A 24926-nucleotide genomic window follows, 5' to 3' on the forward strand; every position below is an offset into this window, starting at 1 on the left:
GCATGGACACGCTGCAAACCTCCCGCCGCGGCTTCCTCAAGAGCGGCACTGGCGCTGCGCTGAGCATCGGCTTCGCGCTGCCGCTGGCCGGCCTGTCGGGTCGCCTCGACGCGGCCACGCCCTTCTCGCCGAATGCGTTCCTGCGCATCGGCAGCGACGGCCTGGTGACCGTGATCTGCGGCTCGGCCGAGATGGGCCAGGGCGTGCTCACCGCCATCCCGATGCTGGTGGCCGAGGAACTCGATGCCGACTGGAAGACGGTGCGCGTCGAGCAGGCCCCGGTCGACAAGGCCTACAACAACCCGATGTTCCAGATGCAGGCCACCGGCGGCTCGACCACCGTGCGCGCCTTCTGGGAGCCGATGCGCCAGGCCGGCGCCGCCGCGCGCGAGATGCTCGTGGCCGCGGCCGCCGCGCAGTGGAAGGTGCCGGCCGGCGAGTGCCGCACCGAGGCCGGCCAGGTCATCCACAAGAGCGGCAAGAAGCTCGGCTACGGCGCCCTCACGGCCGCGGCGGCCAAGCTACCGGTGCCGGCCAAGCCGGTGCTGAAGGATCCGAAGGACTTCCGCATCCTGGGCAAGCCCACGCGCCGGTTGGACACCCCGGGCAAGCTCAACGGCACGGCCAGGTACGGCATCGATGCGCAGGTGCCCGGCATGTTGGTCGCCGTGATGGCGCGCGCGCCGCAGCCCGGCGCCAAGCCGGCGAAGGTGGACGACAGCAAGGCCAAGGCCGTCAAGGGCGTCAGGCAGGTCGTCACCATCCCGAGCGGCGTGGCCGTGCTGGCCGATGGCTACTGGGCCGCCAAGAAGGGCCGCGACGCGCTGGCGATCGACTGGGACCTGGGCGCCGCGAAGGATCTGTCCTCCGCCAAGGTGAGCGCGATGCTGGCCGAAGGTGCCGGCGAGCCGGATGCGGTGGCCGTCGACCTCGGCAACACCAAGGACGCCGCGGCGACCGGCGCGAAGTCAGTGGACGCGACCTACGAGGCACCCTACCTTGCCCACGCCTGCATGGAGCCGATGAACTGCACGGCCTGGGTCCGGGGCGACACGGTGGAAGTCTGGGTGGGCACGCAGAGCCAGGGGCCGAACCAGGGCATCCTGAGCCAGGTGGCCTCGGTCACGCCGGCCAAGGTGAAGGTCAACACGCTGATGCTCGGCGGCGGTTTCGGCCGCCGCTTCGCGCCCGACTTCACGATCGACGCAACGCTGCTGTCGAAGATCTCCGGCAAGCCGGTCAAGCTGATCTACAGCCGCGAGGACGACATGGCCGCCGGCTTCTTCCGCCCGGCCTCGGTGACGAAGTTCGAGGCCGTCCTGGACGGCCAGGGCCGGCCGACGATGCTCAAGGCCGGCGTGGGCTCGCCGTCGATCATGGCGGCCTCGGGCTTCATGAAGATCCCGGAGAACGGCGTCGACGCGTTCGCGATGGAAGGCATCGCCGACCACCCCTACGACATCGCCAACCAGCGCCTGGCCTACGGCCGCAAGGAGCCGGGGCCGCAGGTGTGGTTCTGGCGCTCGGTGGGGCACTCGCAGAACATCTTCTTCATCGAGAGCTTCATCGACGAACTGGCGGCTGCCGCGAAGCAGGATCCGTACGAGTACCGCCGTGCGCTGCTGACGAAACAGCCGCGGTACAAGGGTGTGCTGGAGCTGGCCGCGCAGAAGGTCGGCTGGGGCTCGCCGCTGCCGGCCGGTGTGTTCCGCGGCATCGCCGTGGCGCAGAGCTTCGGCAGCTACGTGGCCGAGGTGGCCGAGGTGTCGATCGGCGCCGACGGCACGCCCAAGGTGCACCGTGTCGTCGCCGCCGTGGACTGTGGCATGACGGTGAACCCGCAGACCATCGAGCGGCAGATCGAGGGCGCGATTGTCTACGGCCTGTCGGCGGCGCTGTACGGCCGCATCTCGTTCAAGGACGGGCGCGTCGAGCAGGGCAACTTCAACGACTACCCGGTGCTGCGCATGACCGAGATGCCCAAGGTCGAGGTGCACATCGTGCCGAGCACCGAGAAGCCCGGCGGCATCGGCGAACCGGGCACGCCGCCGATCGCGCCGGCGGTGGCCAACGCGATCTACGCGGCAACCGCCAAGCGCCTGCGCAGCCTGCCGTTCGACACGGCGCAGCTGAAGAAGGCCTGATCAGGCTTTCAGCGGCAGCACCTGCGGGTTGACCGGCGTCGGCGGTGCCGCGCCGGTCAGTGCCGCGATGAGGTTGTCGACCGCCAGGTCGGCCATCGCGCGGCGCGTCGCCACCGTGGCGCTGGCGATGTGCGGCGTGAGAACGACGTTGGGCACGGTCAGCAGGTCGGGGTGCAGTTTCGGCTCGCCCTCGAACACGTCGAGCCCCGCCGCGGCGATGGTGCGCGCGCGCAGTGCGGCCGCCAGCGCCGCGTCGTCGACCACGCCGCCTCGGGCGATGTTGGTCAGCGTCGCGGTCGGCTTCATCTGCGCGATCTCGGCCGCGCCGATGGCGTGGTGGCTGGCGGCCGAGTACGGCACCACGAGCACCAGGTGGTCGGCCGTGCGCAGCAGTTCTTCCTTCGACACGTAGCGTGCACCGAGCGGCGCCTCCTGCTCGGGCGCGAGCCGGCTGCGGTTGTGATAGATCACCTTCATGCCGAAGCCCAGCGCACCGCGCCGCGCGATCGCCTGGCCGATCCGGCCCATGCCGAGGATGCCCAGCGTCGCGCCATGCACGTCGCTGCCGGTGAACATGTCGTAGGACCAACGCGTCCATTCGCCGCGGCGCAGAAAGTGCTCGCTCTCGGCCATGCGGCGCGCGGTGGCCATCATCAGCGCGAAACCGAAGTCGGCCGTCGTCTCGGTCAACACGTCGGGCGTGTTCGTGGCGAGCACGCCGCGGGCGTTGCAGGCGTCGATGTCGATGTTGTTGTAGCCCACCGCCATGTTGCACACCGCGCGCAGCTGCGGGTTGGCAGCCAACACTTCGGCGTCGATGCGCTCGCTGCCGGTGATGAAGGCGCCGGCCTTGCCCTGAAGGTGCTCGATGAGCTCGGCCTTGCTGAAGATGCGGTCGGCAGGGTTGTCCTCGACATCGAAGTGCACGCGCAGTCGGTCGACGATGTCGCCGAACACGGCACGGGCCACGAGCACGGCAGGGCGGCGGGTCACTTGGTGACTCCTTGGGTGGCCGCCGCCGGCTGGGCCGCGGCGCGTTCGTTGATCGGGTGGCCGTGCCAGCCGAGCAGCGCCAGCATGACGAAGAAGCCCAGCACGTAGCCCACCGCCACGTGCCAGCCGCCGCGCAGCCAGTTGCCGACCGATCGGGCTTCCGGGTACATGTTGGACAGCGCCACGCCGGCAGAGGACCCGAACCAGATCATCGAACCGCCGAAACCCACGGCGTAGGCGAGAAAGCCCCAGTCGTAGCCGTCCTGACGGATGGCCAGGGCGGTGAGCGGGATGTTGTCGAACACCGACGACACGAAGCCCAGGCCGAAGGCCGTCTGCCACGAGGCCACCGGCAGCTTGTCCACCGGCATCAGCGAGGCGCACCAGACCAGCGAGAGCAGGAAGATGCTGCCCTTGAACGCGCCGGGCAGCAGGCTCCAGGTCGGCGTGCGCACCGGCGCCGTGAGCAGGATGGCCAGCACCACCGCCATGCCGATGACCGGCAAGTGGTCGAGCACCGCCGGGTTGTTGAGGTTGAACCACAGGTTCGCCGCCACGGCCGCGAGCAGGATCGCGACGACCACGCCGAGGCGGCCGTACTCGACCTTCACGCCCGGAGCGTCGTCCTTCTGGATCGGCTGGTAGTCGTGCTGCTGCTTGGCGGCGATGACGCCGAAGAACATCAGCGCCACGAAGCCGCCGACATAGGCCTCGATCACCCACAGCGGGCTGGCTCCGGCGATCCACATCATCGTGGTGGTGGTGTCGCCGACCACGCTGCCGGCGCCACCGGCGTTCGAGGCGGCGACGATGGCCGCCAGGTAGCCGATGTGCACGCGCCGCGCGAACAGCACCGAGGCCATGGTGCCGCCGATCATCGCGGCGGCGATGTTGTCGAGGAACCCCGACATCACGAACACCCCGATCAGCAGCACGAAACCGCCCTTCCAGTCGTCGGGCAGCAGGTGCGGCAGGATCTCCGGCAGGCGGCTCTTCTCGAAATGGTCGGCCAGAAGCGCGAAGCCCAGCAGCAGCCCGAGCAGGTTGGCCAGCGTGACCCATTCGTGGCCGGCGTGGGCCGCCAGGCCGCCCATGCCGGCGCCGGCCTTGAAGCCGGTGACGAGCAACTGGTACAGCGTGATCGCCAGCGCCCCGCCCAGCGCGACCTTGAGCGCGTGGTGGTGCAGCGTGGCCACGCCCAGCAGCGTGAGCGCGAACAGCACGAAATCGAACGGGATCCCCAGCAACGACATGATTGTTCCTCCGCGGCCCCGCGTTCGACGTGGACGCGGCGGCTTCTCCTGCCGCCGGGATTCTAGGGACCGGGCCGGCCCCGGACTCAGTCGTGGAACCGGGTGAAACCCTGCACCGGCTCGCGCTCGGTGATCAGCGTGTTCTCGATCGCCGCCGGGTCGGCGTGGCCGAGCGACATGCCGCAGACCACCATCTCGTCGTCGGCCAGTCCGAGCTGCGCTTCGATGATGCGGTGGAACTGCGTGAAGGCAGCCTGCGGGCAGGTGTCCAGGCCGCGCGCGCGCGCGGCGACCATGATGTTCTGCAGGAACATGCCGTAGTCGAGCCAGCTGCCCTGCTGCATCACGCGATCGATGGTGAAGATCAGGCCCACCGGCGCATCGAAGAAGGCGTAGTTGCGGCCGTGCTGCTCATGCATGCGCGCCTTGTCGGTCTTGCCGATGCCGAGCAGCCCGTACAGGTCCCAGCCGACCTTGCGGCGCCGGTCGATGTAGGGCGAGGCCCACTGCGTCGGGTAGTACGCGTACTCCTCGCTGTGCTTCGCGCGCTCCTCGGGGTCGTCGAAGGCGGCACGGATGGCGGCGCTCAGGCGCTGCTTCGCGGCCCCGGTGAGCACGTGCACCTTCCACGGCTGCGTGTTGGTGCCCGAGGGGGCGCGCGCGGCGACGTGCAGGATGTCCTCGATCGTCTCGCGCGGCACCGGCGTGCTCAGGTAGGCGCGGATCGAATGGCGCGAGGTGATGGCGTCGTCGACGGCCTGCGTGGTCTGGAGGTTGTCGGTCATGCGGTGGCGATCAGGGGTTGCAGGGCGGCGCGCAGGGCTTCGGGCAGTTCGACCGGGCGGCGCGTGAGGCGGTCGACGTAGACGTGGATGAAGTGGCCGGCAGCGGCCGTCTCCGGCGCGCCGTGGGCGAACAGGCCGACCTCGTAGCGCACCGAGCTGCGGCCGACATGGCCGACGCGCAAGCCGGCTTCGACCTTCTGAGGGAAGGCCAGCGACGCGAAGTAGTTGCAGCGCGTCTCGATCACCAGGCCGATCACCTCGCCGGCGTGGATGTCGAGCGCTCCGGCCTCGATCAGGTAGCCGTTCACCGCGGTGTCGAACCAGCCGTAGTAGACGACGTTGTTGACATGCCCGTAGGCGTCGTTGTCGGCCCAGCGGGTCTGGATCGGCATGAAGTGGCGGTAGGCACTGCGCGGCTCGGGGTGCGGACGGTGGCTCATGAGGCGCCATTGTTCCATTGCCGCCAGCTCGCCAGCGCCTCCTGCAGCGTGCGGTGCTGGATGGCCACTGTGTCGGCGATGTCGCGGCCATAACCGCCGGCCATGCTCAGCGCCACCGGGATGCGCCGCTCGCGGCAGGCGGCGAACACGCGGCGGTCACGCTCGGCCAGGCCGGCGGCGCTGATCTTCAGGCGGCCGAGCCGGTCGCCCTCGTGCGGGTCGGCACCGGCCAGGTAGAACACCAGGCCGGGCGGCGAGCCGGCGTGGCGGGCCCAGAGTTGTTCCAGAGCCGAATCGAGCGCGGCCAGGTAAGGCGCGTCGGTGCAGCCGTCCGGCAGTTCGACGTCGAGGTCGCTGGCCTCCTTGCGGAACGGAAAGTTCTTCGCTCCGTGCAGCGACAGCGTGAACACCGTCGGGTCGTCGAAGAAGATCGCCGCCGTGCCGTTGCCCTGGTGCACGTCGAGGTCGATCACCGCGACGCGTAGCCCGCCCGCCACCGAACGCCGCTGCCGGTGCCACTCGGCCTGCATCAGCCGGGCCGCCACGGCAGCGTCGTTGAAGACGCAGTAGCCCCCGCCCTTGTCGGCACTGGCGTGGTGGGTGCCGCCGGCCAGATTGGCGGCCACGCCCTCCGCCAGCGCGGCTCGGGCGGCACCGATGGTGGCGCCCACCGAGCGGCGCGAGCGCTCGACCATGCGCTCCGTCCACGGGAAGCCGATCTCGCGCTGCATGGCCTCCGACAGCGTGCCCTGCAGCACTGCGCCGATGTAGGAGGGTTCGTGCGCCAGCGCCAGTTCGCCCTCGCTGGCCGGCTCGGCCGGTCGCAACCGAAAGCCGGGCTCGCCGTCGATGCGCTCCCGCAGCAATCGGTACTTGGGCATCGGAAAGCGATGTCCCGGCGGCAGCGGCAGCACGAACTGGTCTGAATAGAAGGCTTGCATGGGCTGGCCGGATTCTGCCGCCCGGGGCCCGGCAGGGTGCCCGCTAGGAGAACCCCTCTAACTATGATGCACTGCAGCAAAAAGTTCTTGAACTTTGCCGAACGGTGCATATACTTCGGTTCATGCTGCAGTGCAACATATCTGCGGCAACCCCGAATCCACCCACTCGAAACGGAGACCCGCATGTCCTTCCTCACCGCTGAACAAGTCATTGCCGCCAACAAGGCCAACGTCGAAACCCTGTTCGGTCTGACCAACAAGGCCTTCGAAGGCGTCGAGAAGCTCGTCGAGCTGAACCTGCAAGTCGCCAAGGCCGCCCTGAGCGAAGCCGCCGACACGACCAAGGCCGCCATGTCGGTCAAGGACGCGCAAGAGCTGTTCGCCCTGCAAGCCGGCCTGCTGCAACCGGCCGCCGAAAAGGCCGCCGCCTACAGCCGTCACCTGTATGACATCGCCGCTTCGACCAACGCCGAAGTGGGCAAGGTCGCCGAAGTGACCGCCGCCGACGCGCAGAAGAAGTTCATGGCCGTCGTCGACACCGCCGTCAAGAACGCCCCGGCCGGCACCGAGAACGCCGTCGCCCTGGTGAAGTCTGCCGTCGCTGCTGCCAACAACGCCTATGAAAGCGTGCACAAGGCTGCCAAGCAGGCCGCCGAAGTCGCCGAAGCCAACTTCCAGGCCGTGACCACCACCGCCGTGAAGGCCACGCAAGCCGCCACCAAGGCCAAGCGCGCTGCCTGAGGGACTGCCCAGGGCAGTTCGCCCCGATCGCAATAAATTGCGCCGGGGTTGAACTAACCGGGGAGCACCCGATCTATCGGTGACCTCAGGCTTCGGCTTGTGGTCTCCCTGAAAGGTTGTCTCCTCGGTACCACCAGGTACCTTCGAAGGCCCGGCTCTGCCGGGCCTCTTCTTTTGGGGCGGCCGATTCCTCGGCTCGGTGGGTTCTCAGTGGGTCTTGGCGGCGACTTTTGCCCGAAGTTCCGCCAGGGCCGCCAGCGCGGCATCCCGCCCGGCCTGGATCGACTTCTTGCGCGCGGCGAAGTCGGCCCCCGACACGCCCGGGAGGCGCGGCCTAAGCACCACGTCGGCATCGCGAAGCTCGAAGCTGTTGATGCTGCGGCCCATGATGGCGAAGGTCTGCAGCAGCATGCGCATCGCGTCACCGGTGGCGTTGCCCTCCGGCGCGGCGGAGATGTCCACCGCAATGACCAGTTCCGCCCCCATCTGCCGCGCGAAGCGCACTGGCACTGGAGAGACCAGGCCGCCGTCCACGTACTCCCGCGCGCCGATGCGCACCGGCTGGAACACCGCCGGCACCGCGCTGGAGGCGCGCACCGCCATGCCGGTATCACCACGCTGAAACAGGATGGGCGCGCCCGAGTCGAGGTCGGTGGCGACGATGCCCAACGGCATCACCATGGCCTCGATCGGCCTGCCGCCGGTGTGCTCGCGGACGAACCTGGCGAGCGCCTCGCCGCGGATCAGCCCGCGGCCCGGGAAGGCCCAGTCGGTGATGGCCGACTCGTCCATCGCGTCAGACAGCTGGATCAGCTCGGCGGGGCGCTTGCCCGATGCGTAGAGCGCCGCCACCAGGCTGCCAGCCGAGGTACCGACCACCAGGTCCGGCCGGAGACCGCTTTCCTCCAGCGCCTGGATCACGCCGATGTGGGCGAAGCCGCGCGCGGCCCCACCGCCCAGGGCGAGGCCGATGCGGGGAGGTTTGGGGGGTGGAGGCGGTGGCGGCGGCGCAGCCGGGGGAGGCTCGACCGGCGTGGCGGGCGGCGGGCTCTGGGGAGCCGTCTGGCAGCCTGCCATCGCCACGGTGACACCTGCCATCGCCATCCGCAGCCACTGCCGGCGGTCCAGCGCCTGCCTCATATGCTCCTCAGGCATAAACAATCAATGAAAAAGTAGTTCTCATATATATAGATGCTTCCTAGAGTCCAGCCTTCGGTTCGCCAGCCTGGCGCCCGTTCACCACTTGGCGACCCCATGGACTGGATTGCGATTCTCAGCGGCTTCGGCGTCGGCGCCATCGTCGGCATGACCGGCGTCGGCGGCGGCTCGCTGATGACGCCGCTGCTGCTGTCTGTGTTCAAGCTGAACCCGGCCGTGGCCATCGGCACCGACCTGTGGTTCGCAGCCGTCACCAAGACGGCCGGCTCGGCGGCGCACCACCAGGCCGGCCACGTGCACTGGCGCATCACCGCCCTGCTGCTCGCCGGCAGCATCCCGGCTTCGCTGGCGACCATCGCCCTGATGCACTTCACGGGCATCACCAAGGGCTGGGCGGCGGCTCTGACCTTCTCGCTGGGCATCGCCCTGCTGCTCACCGCCGTGGTGGTGGCCTACAAGCAGGCCTGGCACGCCGTCGGACTGCGCCTGGAGCGCTGGCTCCCCGAGTCGCGCAAGCCGGCGCTGACCGTGCTGTGCGGCCTGATCCTGGGCGTGCTGGTGTCGCTGAGCTCGATCGGTGCCGGCGCGATCGGCGCGACCTTGATCATGCTGATCTACCCGCGCCTCGAATCGCATCGCGTCGTCGGCACCGACATCGCCCACGCCGTGCCGCTGACCTTCGTGGCCGGCATCGGCCACGCCACGCTGGGCCATGTGGACTGGGGCCTGCTCGGCGCCCTGCTGATCGGCAGCGTTCCGGGCATCTGGCTCGGCGCGCAACTCACGCGAAAGATGCCCGAGAAGCTGGTGCGTGCGCTGCTGTGCACGGCGCTGGTGACCGCGGGCCTCAAGGTGATTCACTGACATGTACCAATACACCGACTTCGACCGCCGCTTCGTGCACCAGCGCGCAGCGCAATACCGCGACCAGCTCGATCGCAATCTCGCCGGCAAGCTCGGCGACGACGAGTTCCGCCCTTTGCGCCTGCAGAACGGCTGGTACGTGCAGCGCCACGCGCCGATGCTGCGCGTCGCCGTGCCCTATGGCGAGATTCATGCGCGCCAGTTGCGCCAGCTGGCCCGCATCGCCCGCGAGCACGACCGCGGCTACGGCCACTTCACCACGCGACAGAACCTGCAGTTCAACTGGATCCCGCTGGTGCAGAGCGCCGACGTGATGGACCTGCTCGCGCAGGTCGACATGCATGGCATCCAGACCAGCGGCAACTGCATCCGCAACATCACCAGCGACGCGCTGGCCGGCATCGCCGCCGACGAAGTGATCGATCCGCGCCCCTACTGCGAAGTCCTGCGCCAGTGGAGCACGCTGCACCCGGAATTCGCCTTCCTGCCGCGCAAGTTCAAGATCGCCGTGACCGGCGCCGCCGAAGACCGCGCTGCGATCGCCTGGCACGACATCGGCCTGCACCTGCGCCGGAACGCGCAAGGCGAGATCGGCTTCGAGGTGCTGGTGGGCGGCGGCATGGGCCGCACGCCGGTAATCGCATCGCGCATCCGCGAGTTCCTGCCCTGGCAGCAGATCCTCGTCTTCATCGAGGCGATCGTGCGCGTCTACAACCGCTACGGCCGCCGCGACAACCTCTACAAGGCGCGCATCAAGATCCTCGTCAAGGCCGAGGGCCAGAAGTTCATCGACGCGGTGGAAGAAGAGTTCCGCCACATCCTGAACGACGATGCCGACGGCAGCGCCCACCTGATCCCGCAGGCCGAGCTCGACCGCGTCAAGGCGAGCTTCGTGCTGCCCGAGGGCGTCACCGCCGCGGGTGCACCGAGCGCCGCGCCGGCGAACGCGGGCGGCGCCTTCGCGCGCTGGCTGCAGCGCAACGTGCATGCGCACCGCCTCCCCGGCTATCGCGCGGTGACGCTCTCGCTCAAGCGCGCCGGCCAGGCACCGGGGGACGTGACGGCCGAGCAGATGGAGGCCGCCGCCGCGATCGCCGAGCGCTTCAGCCACGGCGAGCTGCGCGTCACGCACGACCAGAACCTCGTGCTGCCCTGGGTGCGCGAGAGCGAGCTGCCGGCGCTGTGGGAGGCCGCCACGGCCGCGACCTTCGCCACACCGAACATCGGCCTGGTCACCGACATGATCGCCTGCCCGGGCGGCGACTTCTGCGGCCTGGCCAACGCGCGATCGCTGCCGCTGGCCGCCGAGCTGACGGAGCGTTATGCCGACCTCGACGAGGTCTACGACATCGGCGACATCGACCTGCACATCAGCGGCTGCATCAACTCCTGCGGCCACCACCACAGCGGCCACATCGGCGTGCTCGGCGTCGACAAGGACGGCAGCGAGTGGTACCAGCTGACGCTCGGCGGCTCCGACGGCTCCACGTTGAGCGGCGCAGCCGTGCCCGGCAAGGTGATCGGCCCGTCGTTCGCCGCCGACGAGGTGGCCGACGCCATCGAAGCGGTGCTCGACACCTACCGCGCGCAGCGCGCCGCCAACGAACGCTTCATCGACACCGTGCGCCGCATCGGCATCGAGCCCTTCAAGGGCCCGGCCAATGCGGTGCGCCGCAGCACGGCCCACGCGGCCTGAAGCGCGAGGACCCGACCCATGAAGTTCATCGACACCCACAAGGACCGCTGGCATGCCCTGGGCGGCGAGGACGGCCCGCCGGTCAGCATCAATGCCGAGCCTTATCTGCTGCTGGACACGAACCAGTGGCATGCCGCGCGTGCGCAGTGGCCTGCCGGCGTGGCGGTGGGCATCAGGCTCGGCAACGACCAGGACGTGGAAGACATCGCCGCCGACCTGGCGCGTTTCGCGCTCGTCGCGCTGCACTTCCCGAAGTGGACCGACGGCCGCGCCTACAGCCAGGCGCGCCTGCTGCGCTCGCGTTACCGTTTCCAGGGCGAGGTACGGGCGTTCGGCGATGTGCTGGTGGACATGATGCCGCTGCTCGCGCGCACCGGCTTCGATGCCGTGGTGCTGCGCCACGACCAGTCGATCGACGCGGCGGATCGCGCGCTCGGTTTCTTCCCCGGCCACTACCAGGGCGACGTGGCCGACAACCGACCGCTGTTCGCCAAGCCGGCCGGCACCGCCGAGGCGCTGGCCAAGGCGCCGTCGCAGGAGTTCGTCAACGCAGGAGCGTCGATATGAGCGCCGTCGAGCTTTATGCACGTGCCACCGACGGCTTCGACGAGCGCGTCGCGCATGCCGTGGCCGTGCTGCAGAGCGCGGCCAGCGAACACGCCGGGCGCATCGTGCAGGCCACCAGCCTCGGCGCCGAAGACATGGTGATCACCGACCTGATAGCGCGCCACGGCCTGCCGATTGCCGTCGCGACGCTGGAGACCGGCAAGCTGCACCTGGAGACGATGGCGCTGATCCCGCGCATCGAGCAGCGCTACAGGCTGAAGGTCGAGGTCTACCAGCCGGCCGCCGAGTCGGTGGTGCACTTCGTCAAGACGAACGGCGAGCGCGCCATGTACGAGAGCCTGGAGCTTCGCAAGGCCTGCTGCGCGATCCGCAAGCTCGAGCCGCTGGCGCGCATGCTCGCCGGCAGCAGCGCCTGGGTGACCGGGTTGCGCCGCGAGCAGTCCGACAACCGCGGCGGCGTGCCCTTCAGCGAACCCGACGACAAGGGCCGCATCAAGTTCAACCCGCTGGCCGACTGGAGCTGGGCCGACATCTGGTACTACATCGCGACGAACGACGTGCCCTACAACCCGCTGCACGACGAGTTCATGCCCAGCATCGGCTGCGCGCCCTGCACGCGCGCCATCGCCGTGGGCGAGCCCTTCCGCGCCGGCCGCTGGTGGTGGGAAGACGAGAAGGCCAAGGAGTGCGGCCTGCATGTGAAGAACGCTCCCGTGTCCGAAGTTTCTGCCCTTGGAGCCCCGCGATGAACGCGCCCCTGTCCATCGAGCAATTGCTGCCCGAACTCGACCACACCCACCTCGACTGGCTGGAAGAAGAAGCCATCTTCATCCTGCGCGAGACGGTGGCCGCCTTCGAGCGCCCGGCCCTGCTGTTTTCCGGTGGCAAGGACTCCTGCGTGGTCCTGCGCCTGGCCGAGAAGGCCTTCAAGAGCAAGGGCAAGGACGGGCAATACAAGGGCCGGCTGCCCTTCCCGCTGCTGCACGTCGACACCGGCCACAACTTCCCGGAGGTAATCGAGTTCCGCGACCGCCGCGTCGCCGAGATGGGCGAGCGCCTTGTCGTCGGCCACCTGGAGGATTCGATCAAGCGTGGCACCGTGCGCCTGTCGCACCCGCTGGAGTCACGCAACGGCCACCAGACGGTGGCGCTGCTCGAGGCGATCGAAGAGCACCGCTTCGACGTGCTGATGGGCGGCGCCCGCCGCGACGAGGAGAAGGCGCGCGCCAAGGAGCGCATCTTCAGCCACCGCGACAGCTTCGGCCAGTGGCAGCCGAAGGAGCAGCGGCCGGAACTGTGGACGCTGTTCAACACACGCATCCGCCCGGGCGAGCACATGCGCGCCTTCCCGATCAGCAACTGGACCGAGCTCGACGTGTGGCTGTACATCGCCCGCGAGAACATCCCGCTGCCCAGCCTGTACTTCGCGCACGACCGCCAGGTGATCCGCCGCAAGGGCCTGCTGGTGCCGCTGACCGAGGTGACGCCGCCGGAGGCCGGTGAGACCGTCGAGACGGCCGAGGTGCGATTTCGCACCGTCGGCGACATGACCTGCACCTGCCCGGTGGAGAGCCCGGCCGCCAGCGCCACCGAGATCGTCGCCGAGACACTGAAGGTGACGGTCAGCGAGCGCGGCGCCACGCGCATGGACGACCGCACCTCGGACGCCTCGATGGAGCGCCGCAAGAAGGAAGGCTATTTCTGATGAACACCGCCGCCCCCATCAAGGACCACCGAGCACTGAGGTTCCTCACCGCCGGCAGCGTCGACGACGGCAAGAGCACGCTGATCGGCCGGCTGCTTTACGACAGCCGCGCCATCCTCGCCGACCAGCTCGACACGCTGGAGAAGAGGGCCGCCGGCGCGCCGATCGATCTCTCGCTGCTGACCGACGGCCTGGAGGCCGAGCGCGAGCAGGGCATCACCATCGACGTGGCCTACCGCTACTTCGCCACGCGGCAGCGCAAGTTCATCATCGCCGACGCGCCGGGCCACGAGCAGTACACGCGCAACATGGTCACCGCCGCCGCCGGCAGCGATGCGGCCGTGGTGCTGGTCGACATCACCAAGCTCGACACCACGAAGAACCCGGTGCCGCTGCTCGCGCAGACGCGCCGGCATGCGCTGCTCGCGCACCTGCTGCGCGTGCCGAGCATCGTGTTCGCGGTCAACAAGCTCGACGCGGTGGCCGATCCGGCGCAGGCCTATGCTGCCGTGCGCGACGCCCTGCTCGGCTTTGCCGAGCACGCCGGCATCCGCGTGGCCGGCATCGTGCCGGTGTCGGCACTGCGCGGTGACAACGTCACCCAGCCGCTGGACGCCGCCTGGTACGACGGCCCCTCGCTGCTGCAGTTGCTGGAAAGCCTGCCGACCGCGCAGGAGCGCAAGGACGGCGACCTGCTCGTGCCGGTGCAGTACGTGGCCCGCGAAGGAGAAGGCACGGGCAACCAGCCGCGCACGCTGTGGGGCCGCATCGCGCACGGCCGCGTGAAGGCCGGCGACACGGTGCAGCTGTTCCCGAGCGGCGAAGTCGCCACCGTCGCCGAGGTGCGCCTGGCCGGCGAGGTGGTCGACGTCGTCGAGGCCGGGCAGTCGGCCGGCATCGTGCTCGACCGCCAGATCGACGTGTCGCGCGGCGACTGGATCGGCACGCCCAAGACCATCCACGCGGCGCAGCGCTTCTCGGCCACGCTGGCCTGGCTGGACACCGAGCCCGCCGTGATCGGCCGCAAGTACTGGGTGCGCCATGGCAATCGGTGGGTGCAGGCACGCATCACCGCCATCGAGAGCCGGCTGGACATCCACTCGCTCGAGGCGATCGACGCGCACGAACTCGCCGTCAACGAAATCGGCCACGTGGTCGTCGAGACGCAGCAGCCCTTGCCGGTGGAGAGCTACGAGACCAACCGCGTTGGCGGCGCACTGATCGTCGTCGACCCGGCGAGCAACCGCACCAGCGGCACGCTGCTCGTCAAGGTCGCAGCCTGAACGTGGGCACCGTCGTCTTCATCGGCGCCGGCCCGGGCGTGGCGGATCTCATCACGCTGCGCGGCGCTCGCCGCCTCGCCGGGGCCGACGTGGTGCTTTTCGACGCCCTCACCGACCCGGTGCTGCGCGAGCTGGCGCCGCATGCGAAGTGGGTGAACGTGGGCAAGCGCGGCTTTGCCGACAGCACCGGCCAGGCGACCATCAATGCGCTGCTCGTGCGCCATGCCCGCGAGTCGGGTCTGGTCGTGCGACTCAAGGGCGGCGACCCGAGCGTGTTCGGCCGGCTCGAAGAGGAACTCGAGGCCCTGGCACAGGCTGGCATCGCCTGCGAGGTGATCCCCGGCGTGACCGCGGCACTGGCCGCGGCAGCGCACACGCAGCGGCCCCTCACGCGCCGCGGCCAGGGCCGCAGCGTGAGCCTGAGCACCGCGATGACGCGCGAAGGCACGCTGCGCGGCGGCCACAGCGCCGATACCGAGGTCTTCTACATGGCCGGCAAGCAGCTCGCGGCCTTGTCGCGCCGCCTGCTCGACGCAGGCTGGCCGAGCGACACGCCGGCCTGCGCGGTCTCCCGCGCCGGCTGGCCCGACGCACTGCAGAGCAGCCACTCGCTGGCCACCCTGGGCCAGGCGACGGTGCTGCATGCGGGGCGGCCGACGGTGGTGACGGTGGGCGCCGGCGCGGTGGCTCTTGCGGCAGTGTCGTTTCAAGGGTCAGAATCCCCTGCCCTTGAGGCCGGTCAAGAGCAAGAGGAAACCCTGAGACCCTAAAATCACGGGTCTTCCGGCGTCCTGTCGCCCCCAAACATCCAAGAGTCGCAACACATGACCCACGTCGTCCTCGAATCCTGCATCCGCTGCAAGTACACCGATTGCGTGGACGTGTGCCCGGTCGACTGCTTCCGCGAAGGCCCGAATTTCCTGACGATCGACCCCGACGAGTGCATCGACTGCGCCGTGTGCATCCCGGAGTGCCCGGTCAATGCCATCGTCCCCGAGGAAGACGTGCCGGGCAACCAGCAGCACATGATCAAGCTGAACGCCGACCTGGCGAAGAACTGGCCGAGCATCACCAAGCGCAAGGCACCGCTGCCCGACGCCGACGAGTGGAAAGACCGCACCGGCAAGCTCGGCGAATTGAAGAAGTAAACCCCAACGGCGGCCCTGGCGGCTCGCGCAGAACATGGAACCGAAGTTGAACGACGAAGTGGCTCGCACCGCCGGTGCGCACGAGGGCCCGATCGAGACCGATGCGGTGATCGTCGGGGCCGGGCCGGTGGGCCTGTTCCAGGTGTTCGAGCTCGGACTTCTCGAGATCAAGGCGCACATCATCGACTCGCTCGCCTACCCTGGCGGCCAGTGCATCGAGTTGTACCCCGACAAGCCGATCTACGACATCCCGGCCGTGCCCGTGTGCACCGGCAAGGAACTGACGGACAACCTGCTCAAGCAGATCGAGCCCTTCGGTGCCACCTTCCACCTCGGCCAGGAAGTCACCGTCGTCCAGAAGCAGGAAGACGGCCGCTTCTACGTCGAGACGGCCAAGGGAACGCGTTTCCTGGCCAAGACCATCTTCATCGCCGGCGGCGTGGGCTCGTTCCAGCCGCGCACGCTGAAGGTCGAGGGCCTGGACGCCTACGACGACAAGCAGGTCTTCTACCGCGTCAAGACTCCGTCGCAGTTTGCGGGCAAGAACCTCGTCATCATCGGCGGCGGTGATTCGGCGCTCGACTGGACGCTGAACTTCGTGCAGGACGGCCCCAACAAGGCCGAGAGCGTGATCCTGATCCACCGCCGCGACGGCTTCCGCGCCGCGCCGGCCAGCGTGGCCAAGATGCGCGAGCTGTGCGAGGCCTTCGAGATGCAGTTCATCGTCGGCCAGGCCACCGGCATCGAGGAACGCGACGGCCGACTCACCGGCATGAAGATCACCGGCGGTGACGGTGTGACGCGCGTCGTGCCGCTGGACATGCTGCTGGTGTTCTTCGGCCTGTCGCCCAAGCTCGGCCCGATCGCCGAATGGGGCCTGAACATCGAGCGCAAGCAGATCGTCGTCGACACCGAGAAGTTCGAGACCAGCACGCCGGGCATCTTCGCGGTCGGCGACGTGAACACCTACCCGGGCAAGAAGAAGCTGATCCTGTCGGGCTTCCACGAGGCGGCGCTGGCGGCCTTCGCGGCGGCGCCGTACATCTTCCCGGACAAGCGCATCCATCTGCAGTACACGACCACCAGCCCGAAGCTTCACAAGGTGCTGGGCGTGGAGACGCCGAACTTCGATTAGGGCGCCTATCGGCAAGACGGATGGCGGGGCCCGCGATGCGGGCCCCTTCTCTTTTTGGGCTGATAATTCACTCGCGGCGCCGAGTTGTGCGCCGCATCCGCTAGGGGTGTTGGCCCGTTCGCTTGCGAACGAGCCGACTGAGAGAGTCCCTTCGAACCTGATTGAGGTAATCCTCGCGCAGGGAAGCATGGTCGAAGCGCCGCGGTCCGCGGCTGCGCCGACCCCGCCGACCTGCCATCGACCGTCAAGGATCCACGATGGCAAACATTCACCGCCCACCCACCTACTTCCGATCCCGAACGCCGCTGGTGCTGGCACTCGGCCTTGCCCTCCAGACCGGCTGGGCACAGAACGCGGGCAGCGAGACCCAGCTCGCGCCGGTGCTCGTGCTCGGCCGCTCCACGCCCGTCGCCACGGCGGCCGGCTGGGGCGACGTGCCGCTGTCGCTTGCGCCGCTGCAAGCCAGCGTCTTCGGCGCGGAGCAGTTGAAAGACCGGGGCGTTCAGCGCCTGTCCGACATCACCGCCTTCGATGCCGCCGTGAGCGACGCCTACAACACCGAGGGCTACTGGGACTACCTGACGGTGCGCGGTTTCGTCATCGACAACCGCTTCAACTACCGGCGCGACGGCCTGCCGATCAACGCCGAGACTTCGATCCCTCTGGACAACAAGGCGCAGATCGAAGTGCTCAAGGGCACCAGCGGCCTGCAGGCCGGCACCAGCGCGCCGGGCGGGCTGGTGAACTACGTGGTCAAGCGGCCATTGGCCGACCCGCTGCGCCGTGCCTCGCTCGAGTGGCGCGAGGCCGGCAGCGTGACGGCTGCGGTCGACCTGAGCCAACGCTTCGGCGTGGCCGACGCCTTCGGCGTGCGCATCAACGCGGCCGCCGCGCACCTCGACCCGAAGGTGCGCGACGCGAAGGGGCGCCGCAGCCTGCTTGCCGTGGCTGGCGACTGGCGCTTCGGCGCCGACACGCTGATCGAAGCCGAGCTCGAGACCAGCCGCCGCTCGCAGCCCAGCGTGCCGGGTTTCAGCCTGCTCGGCGACAGCGTGCCGGCTCCGGTGGACCCGCGCCTCAACCTGAACAACCAGGCCTGGGCGCAGCCGGTCGTGCTCGACGGCGACACCGCATCCGTGCGCTGGCGCCAGAAGCTGGCCGATGGCTGGCAGTTCACTGCGCATGCCGCGACACAACGCTTGCGCAGCGACGACCGCATCGCCTTCCCCTTCGGCTGCTTCGACCCCGATCCGGAACCCGACGGCACCTACTACGCCGACCGCTACTGCCCGAACGGCAACTTCGACCTGTACGACTTCCGCAGCGAGAACGAACGACGCCGCACCGACGCGCTGGACCTGTCGCTGCAGGGCAAGGTCCGCACAGGCGCCATCGAGCACGCGCTGAGCGCGGGGGTGCTGAAAGGCCGCGTGCGCAACCGCTTCGGTTCGCAGACCTTCGCCTTCAGCGGTACCGGCAACATCGACGGCAGTGTGCGCGACCTACCCGCCAACCCGGTGCCGAACGACGAGAACACCAACCGCGACGAACGCAGCACCGAACTAAGCCTGCGCGACGCGATCACGTTCGACGAGCGCAGCACGCTGTGGCTCGGCGTGCGCCACACGCGGCTGCACCGCGAGAGCGTGCGCACCGACGGCTCGCGGCCGACCGGCTATGCGCAGTCGTTCAGCACGCCCTTCTTTGCAGCGAGCCATGCCTTCGCGCCGCAGCAGCTGGTCTACGCGAGCTGGAGCCGCGGCATCGACTCCGAGGTGGTGCCCAACCGCAGCCGCTACGTCAATGCCGGGCAGCCGCTGCCGGCGCTGAAAAGCCGGCAGGCCGAGCTCGGCGTCAAGGGCAGCAGCGATCAGGCCGAGTGGTCGGTGGCGCTGTTCGAGATCCGCCGGCCGCTGTTCGCCGACATCGGCCCCTGCGATGTCGACAACTCCTGCGTCCGCCAGGCAGATGGCGAGCAGCACCACCGCGGCGTCGAGGCCAACGTGGCCACGCGGCTCGAAGCGTGGACGTTGCGCTTCGGCGCGCAGTGGCTGCGCGCGCGCGTGCAGGGCGTGACCGACCCAGCGGTGGACGGCAAGGAGCCGACCAACGTACCGGCGCGAACGCTGAAGTTGCAGGCCGACTACCGCGTCGTCGCCCTGCCCGGCCTGTCGCTGCAAGCCGGCCTGATGGCTGAAAGCCGCCGCATGGCGCTTCCCGACAACAGCGCACGGATCCCGGGACATGCCCGCACCGAGCTCGGCGCCCGCTATGAGCACCGCGTGGGCACGAGCAATGTGGTCTGGCGGGCGGGCGTCGAGAACCTGACCGACCGCCGCGCCTGGCGCGAATCGCCCTATCAGTTCGGTCATGCGTACTTGTTCCCGCTGCCGCCGAGAACCTTGCGCCTGTCCGTACAGGCCGACCTGTAGGCCGGTTTCAAAGCCAGCTATAATGCGAGGCTGTTCCTCGATAGCTCAGTCGGTAGAGCGCCGGACTGTTAATCCGTAGGTCCCTGGTTCGAGCCCAGGTCGGGGAGCCAAGATAGCCAAGAGTCAGCCGGTTAGCGCCGGCTGACTTTTTTGCTTCATGGGCTCGGCTGCTGCCCGAGAACTGCGCCGATTGAAGTCCCAGCACTGCAAACCGACCTGGCGCTTCTGCTCGCCACCGACTCGCCGCCTGTGCAGCGGCTGCACTTCAATGCCGGCGACCCCCGGATGTCTTGCGCCGGCTCTTCGATCGGCACGACATCGTCGCCATACTGAACACCGATGCCTGATCCGGCAAACGCTTGACGCAACCCCGCGTCCGACACGGGCAACGACCACCGCCATGCCCAAGGTACTGTTCGACTTCACCGACCCGAACGTCGTGAACGCGTGGCATGCCATCGACGACCGCGTGATGGGCGGCCTGTCTCGCAGCAGGCTGCACCACGACCCAGCTGGGCACGCCGTTTTCGAGGGCGATGTCTCGCTGGAACGCGGCGGCGGGTTCGCCTCCGTTCGATCCGGCCCTGGCGAGCGAGGCCAGCCGGGCGCCGAGACGTGTTGGCTCGAAGTGCGCGGTGGCAACAAGCAGTTCAAGCTCAGCCTCCTGACCGACGACGCCATCGACAGCCTGAACTACCAGGCCAGCTTCGCACCCGCCGGCACGGTCTGGCAGACCCTGCATCTGCCACTGTCCGAATTCCGCGCCAGCTTCCGCGGACGCGAGCTCCCCGGCGCACCGCCACTCGACCCCGCCCGCATCCGCCAGGTCGGGCTGATGATCGCTGCACGCCAGGCGGGCCCCTTCGCGCTCGACATCCGCCGCATCAGTCTCGCCTGAACCGGGCGAGAGGCCGCCGCAGGACCGTGGCAGCGAGTGGGCTCGCCTTCGCGCCTCACGGCGCAGCGGGCAGCTGCGCAGGGCCGGCAGCCTTCGTTGGCTGGCGGCGTCGACGGCGACTCATCGCAGCACCTCGGTGACGAAGAAGACCGCTGCCTTGAACATGGCGAACACCACGCCAGACACGACGATGGCCGACACCGCTGCCATTCCGAGCCCGGCCAGGACCCACAGACCGTCCCTCCCCAGCACACCCAGCGCGAGCAAGCTGATGGCCAGCGCCGGCAGCATGTTGCCGAGCGGAACGGGCAGCACCAGCACGATTGCGAGCAGCAGGCACACCAGGCCGATCAGGTACTCCATGGGTGGCTGCGCCAGCCCCATCGCACGAGGGCGCAGCATGCGCTCGGCTCGTGCCAGCCAGGGGCCGATGCGTCGCACCAGTGCTGCGAAGTCGGCATGCGTCATCGTGCGCCGGGCGATCACCGCCGGGAGCCAAGGCCTTCGGCCGAACGCCAGTTGCGCGGCAAGGAAGACCAGGGGGGCACCCAGGACGGCCGACGTGCCGGGCGGCACGGGCAGCACGTTGGGCACCGCGAACACGAACAGCAGGGCCGCCAGCGCGCGATCGCCCAACGCCGCCAGCAGGTCGCCGATGGAGATTCGCTCGCGGCTGTCGTCTCGCGCCAATGCCTGAAGCAGCAACGACAGCGTGGCCTGGTAGTCTGGGAAACGAGTCGGGGCGGTCATGCGACGGCTACCACGGGGTTGCCGTGATGCATTTCGAGGTGAGTCAGCAAAGAGACGGTGGCGCTCAGGCGCTCGCGGCGGACTGAGGATACCGGCCCGCAGCAGCGGGCGGCCGCTTCCAGCCTGCAGGCTCAGCCCGGTGGCTCGTCGGTCAGGCGAAGCTGCACGCACTGCGCGTGTTCGGCAAAGCGGCGCTGTTCGCACTGGGTCTTCATGCAGCGGTACAGCGCGAACTGCGTCCGGGGCGCACACGCGGCCTCCGGCGTGGTGGCAACTGCCGGCACGGCGGGCGCCGAGGGCAGCGGGCGAGGCAATGGCGCTTCGACGCGGGCACGCACGTCGCCCAGCGCGGAAGGCGGCGCAGTGGCCAGTTGCGGCTGCTGCACCGGCACAGGTTCCGGATCCGCCAGGGCCTTGATCGCGATCGGGCTGTCGCCGCGCTCGGGTGTTGCTTCAAGCACCTGTCCCGATGCAGGCGGGCTCCTCGGCGGCAACGGCGCCGCAGCCAGGTCGGCGGCGCTCGCCACTGACCTGGTTTCGGCTTGGTCACCGTTGAGTTGATAGGCCGCCACCACCGCAAGCATGATCACGCCCAACCCGCCGGCCACGAGCTTGGGCCAGCGGCGGGCGCGGGGCGCCTGGAACCCTTCCTGTTCCCACGGCCGATCCGCGTGCATCGGCTCGAGCCATGCAGGCCGGGGCTCCAGCGTGCTCTCGTCGTCGATCGCATCGTCCCCGAAGTCCGATGCCGCACGGCGGCTGACCGGCAGCGTCTGCACCGGGACCGCCGCCACGGTCGGGGCAGCGGCCAGCCACTGCCGGCGGAACACGGCCACCGATGCGGGCCGCTTCTGGGTATCGCTGAGCAGCGCCCGCTCCAGCACGGCGACGAAACGACTGCCCTCATGCTCGCCCGATCGGCCGGCCAGCGGCTGCCAGTCCTGCGCGCTGCACGGCGCCTGCATGCAGAACCGCGCCACGGCAGCGAGCGAGTACAGGTCGGACCACGGCCCCGGCACCTGCCCGTTCGCGCCGTCGTCGAGTTCGGGGGGGCGAAAACCCGGTTCCGGCCACGCCGGGTGTTGCAGCATGCGCGGGCCGATGGTCTTTTGCACAGCGCCCGTGTCGAGCAGCATCGGCCGGCCATCGTCACGCATCAGGATCTGGCCGGGACGGACATTGCCGTGCACCCAGCCCGCGCCGTGCAGGCTCTCGAGGGCGTCGAGCAGCGGCACGATCAGGCTGTGCAGCCAGTCTTCGGTGGGCGGCTCGTCCATCGTCTCGCAGACCTCGGCCAGCGTTCGCCCCTCGACACGCGGCCACATTCGGAACGCCGTGCCGCGGATCCGCCACAGCGAGGCGACACGCATGAGTGCCGGGTGCAGGGCACCGCCGAGCACCTGCGACTCCTGCACGAAAGCCTGCAAGCCTTCATCCCACAACGCTGCGTGTGCAGGTGAGAGGGGCGCCAGCAGGCCCGAGGCTTCACGCACCGACATGCCCGCCGGCGCGAACTCCTCGATCAGCACCTCGCCCCCGGACGAACTCGCGGTCGCCAGATACCGAATGCCGAAGGCATCTCGTGAGTGCTCGCCACGAAGCACGAAGCTGCCGACGGCCGCACCCACGGGCAAGGCCTGCGGAACGGCGTCGGTCAGTTGGGGCATCGGGATCATGGGCACGACTTCTGAGGCTGCAAAGGGGCAAGTTAGGCCAGACCTTCGGCACGGTCGGTGCGCCACCCCACAGACCGCAATGACCCCTTCGCGCACATTGCCTTCGACCCCACGGCCGATCCGGCCGTCGCCCCCCTTGGAGCCGTTCATGGACAAGTACCCTTGGATGCCTGCCGGCGCAGGCCGCATCAGCCCCATCCAGTGGGCTCTGTCCGGCACGATCGCCGCGCTGCTGACGCTCTGGCTCGCGTCGATGCCCTTCGCCGGTGTGGCGTTCGACGTGTTCGCGCTGCGGCCGCCCTCGTTGCAGGGCACCGGCACCTTGGCCCTGGGCCTGATGAGCGTGGCGATGGTGCTGGCCACCCGGCCGGTGGTCTTCGAGCCCTGGCTGGGCGGGCTCGACAAGATGTACCGCCTGCACAAGTGGCTGGGCATCTCGGCTGGCGTGATGGCGATCAGCCACTGGCTGTGGGTGGAGGCGCCGAAGTGGGCCGTGGCGCTCGGCTGGCTCGTCCGCCCGCCCCGCGAGCGCGGCGCGCTGCCCGACAACCCGATCCTGCAACAACTGCACGGCCTGCGCGGCGCGGCCGAAAGCGTGGGCGAGTGGGCCTTCTATGCGCTGATCGTGCTGATCGCCCTGGCCCTGCTGAAGCAGTTTCCCTACCGCCGCTTCTTCCAGACCCACCGCCTGCTGCCGGTGGTCTACCTGGTGCTGGTGTTCCACGCGGTGGTGCTGACCCAGGACAGCAGCTGGACGCAAGCCGTGGGCATCGTGATGGCCTTGCTGATGGCCGCGGGAAGCATCGCGGCAGGGATGGTGCTGTTCGGCACCGTCGGCCGCAGCCGCCAGGCCGTCGGCGTGGTGGAGACGATCGGCACCCATGCCGGGCTCGACGTGCTCGAGGTCGCCGTGCAACTCAAGAGCCGCTGGGCAGGCCACGAGCCGGGGCAGTTCGCCTTCGTGCGCTTCGATGCGAGTGAAGGGGCGCACCCTTTCACCATCACCTCGCCCTGGTCGGGTGACGGCCGCATGAGCTTCCTCATCAAGGGACTGGGCGACTACACGAAGGCGCTGCCGGGCCTGCTGCATCCCGGCGACCTGCTGAGAGTCGAGGGCCCGTACGGCCAGTTCAAGTTCGAGGGCCGCAAGCCGCGGCAGATCTGGGTGGGCGGCGGGATCGGCATCACGCCCTTCATCGCGCGGCTGCAGCACCTGGCGAAGCTGCCCGACGGCAAGACGATCGACCTGTTCCACACCACGGGCGATGTCGATGAGGCCGCCTTCGCCCGGCTTCGCGCGGCGGCGCGCGCAGCCCACGTTCGACTGCACCTCATGGTGGATGCGGTGGACGGCCGCCTGAGCGCAGATCGGCTGCGCTCCCTCGTTCCCGACTGGCGCGCGGCCGACATCTGGTTCTGCGGCCCCGCGGCGTTCGGCAGCACGCTGCGCCACGACCTGGTCGCCACGGGCCTGAACGGCCGCGACTTCCACCAGGAACTCTTCAACATGCGATGAACGCGGCGCGTCAATGCCGGCTGGCGACCGCCCGGCTGGTAGACCAGGTCGGCGGCCAAGCGGGCTCGCGCACAGCGGCCCGGCACGACACGGCAGTGTGTGGGATCCTCGAGCCGATGACATGCCTTCAAGGTTCGCTGAATCGTCTCGCTCGGTTCTTGAAAACGCTCTGCGCCTTTGCCCTGACCGCCATCGCCATGCCCAGCCTCGCCATCGAAGAGCCCGCGTACCAGGTCGTTCGCCGGCTCGAAGGCATCGAGGTGCGCGAATACGCGCCGTACACCGTGGCCGAGGTGCTCGTGGCCGGCCCGGCGAGCGAAGCCGGCAGCCAGGCCTTCCCGATCCTGGCCGGCTACATCTTCGGCAAGAACAAGGGGGAACGGAAGTTCGCCATGACGGCGCCGGTGACGCAGGCGGCGGTGCCCGTGAAGCTGGACATGACGTCCCCCGTCACGCAGACGGCCGCGCCGGGCGGCTTCGTCGTGCAGTTCGTGCTGCCGCGGGGCGTGACGCCAGCCACCGCGCCCGAGCCGCTGGACGCACGCGTGCTATTGCGCGAGGTGGCGGCGATCCGCGTGGCGGTGATCCGCTACTCGGGTCTGTGGTCGGCATCGAACGATGCCACCCACCTGGCGAAACTGCAGGCCGCCTTGCGCGCGGCCGATCTGACGTGGTCGGGTGACGCGGTCTATGCCCGCTACAACCCGCCATTCACGCCCTGGTTCCTGCGCCGCAACGAGATCTGGCTGCAGTTGCCCTGAGCGCTCGCGCGCCGGGTGCGGCCGCTGGCGCCGGCCCACG

General features: G+C 69.2%; 23 protein-coding genes, 1 tRNA gene and 1 riboswitch. Of the genes, 16 read left to right on the forward strand and 8 right to left on the reverse strand.

All coding sequences use genetic code 11. The features are described from left to right. Window positions 1–2 precede the first annotated feature (2 nt). Window positions 3–2144 carry a xanthine dehydrogenase family protein molybdopterin-binding subunit gene (locus HZ992_RS14300; protein WP_209382511.1) on the forward strand — a complete coding sequence of 714 codons (2142 nt, stop codon included), beginning with the start codon at window positions 3–5 and terminating at the stop codon, window positions 2142–2144. On the opposite strand, the gene HZ992_RS14305 is transcribed toward HZ992_RS14300, so the two are convergent. The 5 genes from HZ992_RS14305 to HZ992_RS14325 form a co-directional block, all read right to left on the reverse strand. Next, window positions 2145–3137, reverse strand: coding sequence for a 2-hydroxyacid dehydrogenase (locus HZ992_RS14305; RefSeq protein ID WP_209382512.1), 993 nt, complete (start codon window positions 3135–3137; stop codon window positions 2145–2147). It lies immediately after the preceding gene. After that, entirely contained in the window at window positions 3134–4390 is a 1257-nt protein-coding gene (locus HZ992_RS14310) for a citrate transporter (RefSeq protein ID WP_245213038.1), read from the reverse strand. The genes HZ992_RS14305 and HZ992_RS14310 overlap by 4 nt, the downstream gene beginning before the upstream one ends. 86 nt (window positions 4391–4476) lie before the next feature. Beyond that, window positions 4477–5175 carry a nitroreductase gene (locus tag HZ992_RS14315; RefSeq protein WP_209382513.1) on the reverse strand — a complete coding sequence of 233 codons (699 nt, stop codon included), beginning with the start codon at window positions 5173–5175 and terminating at the stop codon, window positions 4477–4479. Beyond that, window positions 5172–5615: an acyl-CoA thioesterase gene (locus tag HZ992_RS14320; protein ID WP_209382514.1), complete on the reverse strand. Its 444-nt coding sequence runs from the start codon at window positions 5613–5615 to the stop codon at window positions 5172–5174. The genes HZ992_RS14315 and HZ992_RS14320 overlap by 4 nt, the downstream gene beginning before the upstream one ends. Further along, window positions 5612–6556, reverse strand: a complete 945-nt coding sequence (locus HZ992_RS14325; protein ID WP_209382515.1) for a histone deacetylase family protein — start codon at window positions 6554–6556, stop codon at window positions 5612–5614. Before HZ992_RS14325 ends, HZ992_RS14320 begins: the two co-directional genes overlap by 4 nt. 183 nt (window positions 6557–6739) lie before the next feature. Here HZ992_RS14325 and HZ992_RS14330 point away from each other — a divergent pair, with 183 nt between their 5' ends. Continuing rightward, window positions 6740–7297: a phasin family protein gene (locus tag HZ992_RS14330; RefSeq protein WP_209387186.1), complete on the forward strand. Its 558-nt coding sequence runs from the start codon at window positions 6740–6742 to the stop codon at window positions 7295–7297. 207 nt (window positions 7298–7504) lie between these two features. Here the strand turns inward: HZ992_RS14330 and HZ992_RS14335 are convergent, their stop codons facing one another. Continuing rightward, the gene (locus HZ992_RS14335) at window positions 7505–8437 is read right to left on the reverse strand and encodes a patatin-like phospholipase family protein (RefSeq protein ID WP_245213039.1); all 933 of its coding nucleotides are present in this window, start codon (window positions 8435–8437) and stop codon (window positions 7505–7507) included. Window positions 8438–8551: 114 nt separating this feature from the next. Between HZ992_RS14335 and HZ992_RS14340 the strand changes: the two genes are divergently transcribed. The 12 genes from HZ992_RS14340 to HZ992_RS14395 all read left to right on the forward strand — a co-directional run bounded on the left by HZ992_RS14340 (window position 8552) and on the right by HZ992_RS14395 (window position 20183). Beyond that, window positions 8552–9319, forward strand: a complete 768-nt coding sequence (locus HZ992_RS14340; RefSeq protein WP_209382516.1) for a sulfite exporter TauE/SafE family protein — start codon at window positions 8552–8554, stop codon at window positions 9317–9319. Window position 9320: 1 nt separating this feature from the next. Next, window positions 9321–11015: a nitrite/sulfite reductase gene (locus HZ992_RS14345; protein WP_209382517.1), complete on the forward strand. Its 1695-nt coding sequence runs from the start codon at window positions 9321–9323 to the stop codon at window positions 11013–11015. An 18-nt stretch (window positions 11016–11033) separates the two neighbouring features. After that, the gene (locus HZ992_RS14350; protein ID WP_209382518.1) at window positions 11034–11582 is read left to right on the forward strand and encodes a DUF934 domain-containing protein; all 549 of its coding nucleotides are present in this window, start codon (window positions 11034–11036) and stop codon (window positions 11580–11582) included. After that, window positions 11579–12331, forward strand: coding sequence for a phosphoadenylyl-sulfate reductase (locus HZ992_RS14355; RefSeq protein WP_209382519.1), 753 nt, complete (start codon window positions 11579–11581; stop codon window positions 12329–12331). The genes HZ992_RS14350 and HZ992_RS14355 overlap by 4 nt, the downstream gene beginning before the upstream one ends. Continuing rightward, the gene (cysD, locus tag HZ992_RS14360) at window positions 12328–13287 is read left to right on the forward strand and encodes a sulfate adenylyltransferase subunit CysD (protein ID WP_209382520.1); all 960 of its coding nucleotides are present in this window, start codon (window positions 12328–12330) and stop codon (window positions 13285–13287) included. Before HZ992_RS14355 ends, cysD begins: the two co-directional genes overlap by 4 nt. Further along, the gene (locus tag HZ992_RS14365; protein ID WP_209382521.1) at window positions 13287–14570 is read left to right on the forward strand and encodes a sulfate adenylyltransferase subunit 1; all 1284 of its coding nucleotides are present in this window, start codon (window positions 13287–13289) and stop codon (window positions 14568–14570) included. The genes cysD and HZ992_RS14365 overlap by 1 nt, the downstream gene beginning before the upstream one ends. Window positions 14571–14572: 2 nt before the next feature. Further along, a complete protein-coding gene (gene cobA / locus HZ992_RS14370) occupies window positions 14573–15340 on the forward strand; it encodes a uroporphyrinogen-III C-methyltransferase (protein ID WP_209382522.1) in 768 nt (255 codons plus the stop codon). A 54-nt stretch (window positions 15341–15394) separates the two neighbouring features. Beyond that, window positions 15395–15718: a ferredoxin FdxA gene (gene fdxA / locus HZ992_RS14375; protein ID WP_209382523.1), complete on the forward strand. Its 324-nt coding sequence runs from the start codon at window positions 15395–15397 to the stop codon at window positions 15716–15718. A gap of 34 nt (window positions 15719–15752) precedes the next feature. Then, window positions 15753–16853: an NAD(P)/FAD-dependent oxidoreductase gene (locus HZ992_RS14380; RefSeq protein ID WP_209382524.1), complete on the forward strand. Its 1101-nt coding sequence runs from the start codon at window positions 15753–15755 to the stop codon at window positions 16851–16853. 92 nt (window positions 16854–16945) lie between these two features. After that, a riboswitch (TPP riboswitch) is annotated at window positions 16946–17054 on the forward strand. Window positions 17055–17110: 56 nt separating this feature from the next. Further along, window positions 17111–19285, forward strand: coding sequence for a TonB-dependent siderophore receptor (locus HZ992_RS14385; RefSeq protein WP_209382525.1), 2175 nt, complete (start codon window positions 17111–17113; stop codon window positions 19283–19285). 34 nt (window positions 19286–19319) lie between these two features. Further along, window positions 19320–19395, forward strand: a tRNA-Asn gene (locus tag HZ992_RS14390). A gap of 290 nt (window positions 19396–19685) precedes the next feature. After that, complete coding sequence (locus HZ992_RS14395) at window positions 19686–20183, forward strand: CIA30 family protein (RefSeq protein ID WP_209382526.1); 498 nt, start codon at window positions 19686–19688, stop codon at window positions 20181–20183. Window positions 20184–20303: 120 nt separating this feature from the next. On the opposite strand, the gene HZ992_RS14400 is transcribed toward HZ992_RS14395, so the two are convergent. Continuing rightward, entirely contained in the window at window positions 20304–20933 is a 630-nt protein-coding gene (locus tag HZ992_RS14400; protein ID WP_209382527.1) for an exopolysaccharide biosynthesis protein, read from the reverse strand. Between the two features lie 131 nt (window positions 20934–21064). Then, the gene (locus HZ992_RS14405; protein WP_209382528.1) at window positions 21065–22609 is read right to left on the reverse strand and encodes a serine/threonine protein kinase; all 1545 of its coding nucleotides are present in this window, start codon (window positions 22607–22609) and stop codon (window positions 21065–21067) included. A gap of 187 nt (window positions 22610–22796) precedes the next feature. Here HZ992_RS14405 and HZ992_RS14410 point away from each other — a divergent pair, with 187 nt between their 5' ends. Next, complete coding sequence (locus HZ992_RS14410; protein WP_209387188.1) at window positions 22797–24125, forward strand: ferredoxin reductase family protein; 1329 nt, start codon at window positions 22797–22799, stop codon at window positions 24123–24125. Continuing rightward, window positions 24122–24886: an SOUL family heme-binding protein gene (locus HZ992_RS14415; protein ID WP_209382529.1), complete on the forward strand. Its 765-nt coding sequence runs from the start codon at window positions 24122–24124 to the stop codon at window positions 24884–24886. The genes HZ992_RS14410 and HZ992_RS14415 overlap by 4 nt, the downstream gene beginning before the upstream one ends. The last annotated feature ends 40 nt before the right edge of the window (window positions 24887–24926 follow it).

The organism is Rhizobacter sp. AJA081-3, from assembly GCF_017795745.1.
GTDB lineage: Bacteria > Pseudomonadota > Gammaproteobacteria > Burkholderiales > Burkholderiaceae_C > Piscinibacter.

Excerpts from the sequence above, each read along its gene's own strand:
- HZ992_RS14300 (WP_209382511.1), top strand. The coding sequence starts at position 3 with ATGGACACGCTGCAAACCTCCCGCCGCGGCTTCCTCAAGAGCGGCACT.
- HZ992_RS14310 (WP_245213038.1), bottom strand. The coding sequence starts at position 4,390 with ATGTCGTTGCTGGGGATCCCGTTCGATTTCGTGCTGTTCGCGCTCACG.
- HZ992_RS14315 (WP_209382513.1), bottom strand. The coding sequence starts at position 5,175 with ATGACCGACAACCTCCAGACCACGCAGGCCGTCGACGACGCCATCACC.
- HZ992_RS14320 (WP_209382514.1), bottom strand. The coding sequence starts at position 5,615 with ATGAGCCACCGTCCGCACCCCGAGCCGCGCAGTGCCTACCGCCACTTC.
- HZ992_RS14325 (WP_209382515.1), bottom strand. The coding sequence starts at position 6,556 with ATGCAAGCCTTCTATTCAGACCAGTTCGTGCTGCCGCTGCCGCCGGGA.
- HZ992_RS14330 (WP_209387186.1), top strand. The coding sequence starts at position 6,740 with ATGTCCTTCCTCACCGCTGAACAAGTCATTGCCGCCAACAAGGCCAAC.
- HZ992_RS14335 (WP_245213039.1), bottom strand. The coding sequence starts at position 8,437 with ATGAGGCAGGCGCTGGACCGCCGGCAGTGGCTGCGGATGGCGATGGCA.
- HZ992_RS14340 (WP_209382516.1), top strand. The coding sequence starts at position 8,552 with ATGGACTGGATTGCGATTCTCAGCGGCTTCGGCGTCGGCGCCATCGTC.
- HZ992_RS14345 (WP_209382517.1), top strand. The coding sequence starts at position 9,321 with ATGTACCAATACACCGACTTCGACCGCCGCTTCGTGCACCAGCGCGCA.
- HZ992_RS14350 (WP_209382518.1), top strand. The coding sequence starts at position 11,034 with ATGAAGTTCATCGACACCCACAAGGACCGCTGGCATGCCCTGGGCGGC.
- HZ992_RS14355 (WP_209382519.1), top strand. The coding sequence starts at position 11,579 with ATGAGCGCCGTCGAGCTTTATGCACGTGCCACCGACGGCTTCGACGAG.
- cysD (WP_209382520.1), top strand. The coding sequence starts at position 12,328 with ATGAACGCGCCCCTGTCCATCGAGCAATTGCTGCCCGAACTCGACCAC.
- HZ992_RS14365 (WP_209382521.1), top strand. The coding sequence starts at position 13,287 with ATGAACACCGCCGCCCCCATCAAGGACCACCGAGCACTGAGGTTCCTC.
- fdxA (WP_209382523.1), top strand. The coding sequence starts at position 15,395 with ATGACCCACGTCGTCCTCGAATCCTGCATCCGCTGCAAGTACACCGAT.
- HZ992_RS14380 (WP_209382524.1), top strand. The coding sequence starts at position 15,753 with ATGGAACCGAAGTTGAACGACGAAGTGGCTCGCACCGCCGGTGCGCAC.
- HZ992_RS14385 (WP_209382525.1), top strand. The coding sequence starts at position 17,111 with ATGGCAAACATTCACCGCCCACCCACCTACTTCCGATCCCGAACGCCG.
- HZ992_RS14395 (WP_209382526.1), top strand. The coding sequence starts at position 19,686 with ATGCCCAAGGTACTGTTCGACTTCACCGACCCGAACGTCGTGAACGCG.
- HZ992_RS14400 (WP_209382527.1), bottom strand. The coding sequence starts at position 20,933 with ATGACCGCCCCGACTCGTTTCCCAGACTACCAGGCCACGCTGTCGTTG.
- HZ992_RS14405 (WP_209382528.1), bottom strand. The coding sequence starts at position 22,609 with ATGATCCCGATGCCCCAACTGACCGACGCCGTTCCGCAGGCCTTGCCC.
- HZ992_RS14415 (WP_209382529.1), top strand. The coding sequence starts at position 24,122 with ATGAACGCGGCGCGTCAATGCCGGCTGGCGACCGCCCGGCTGGTAGAC.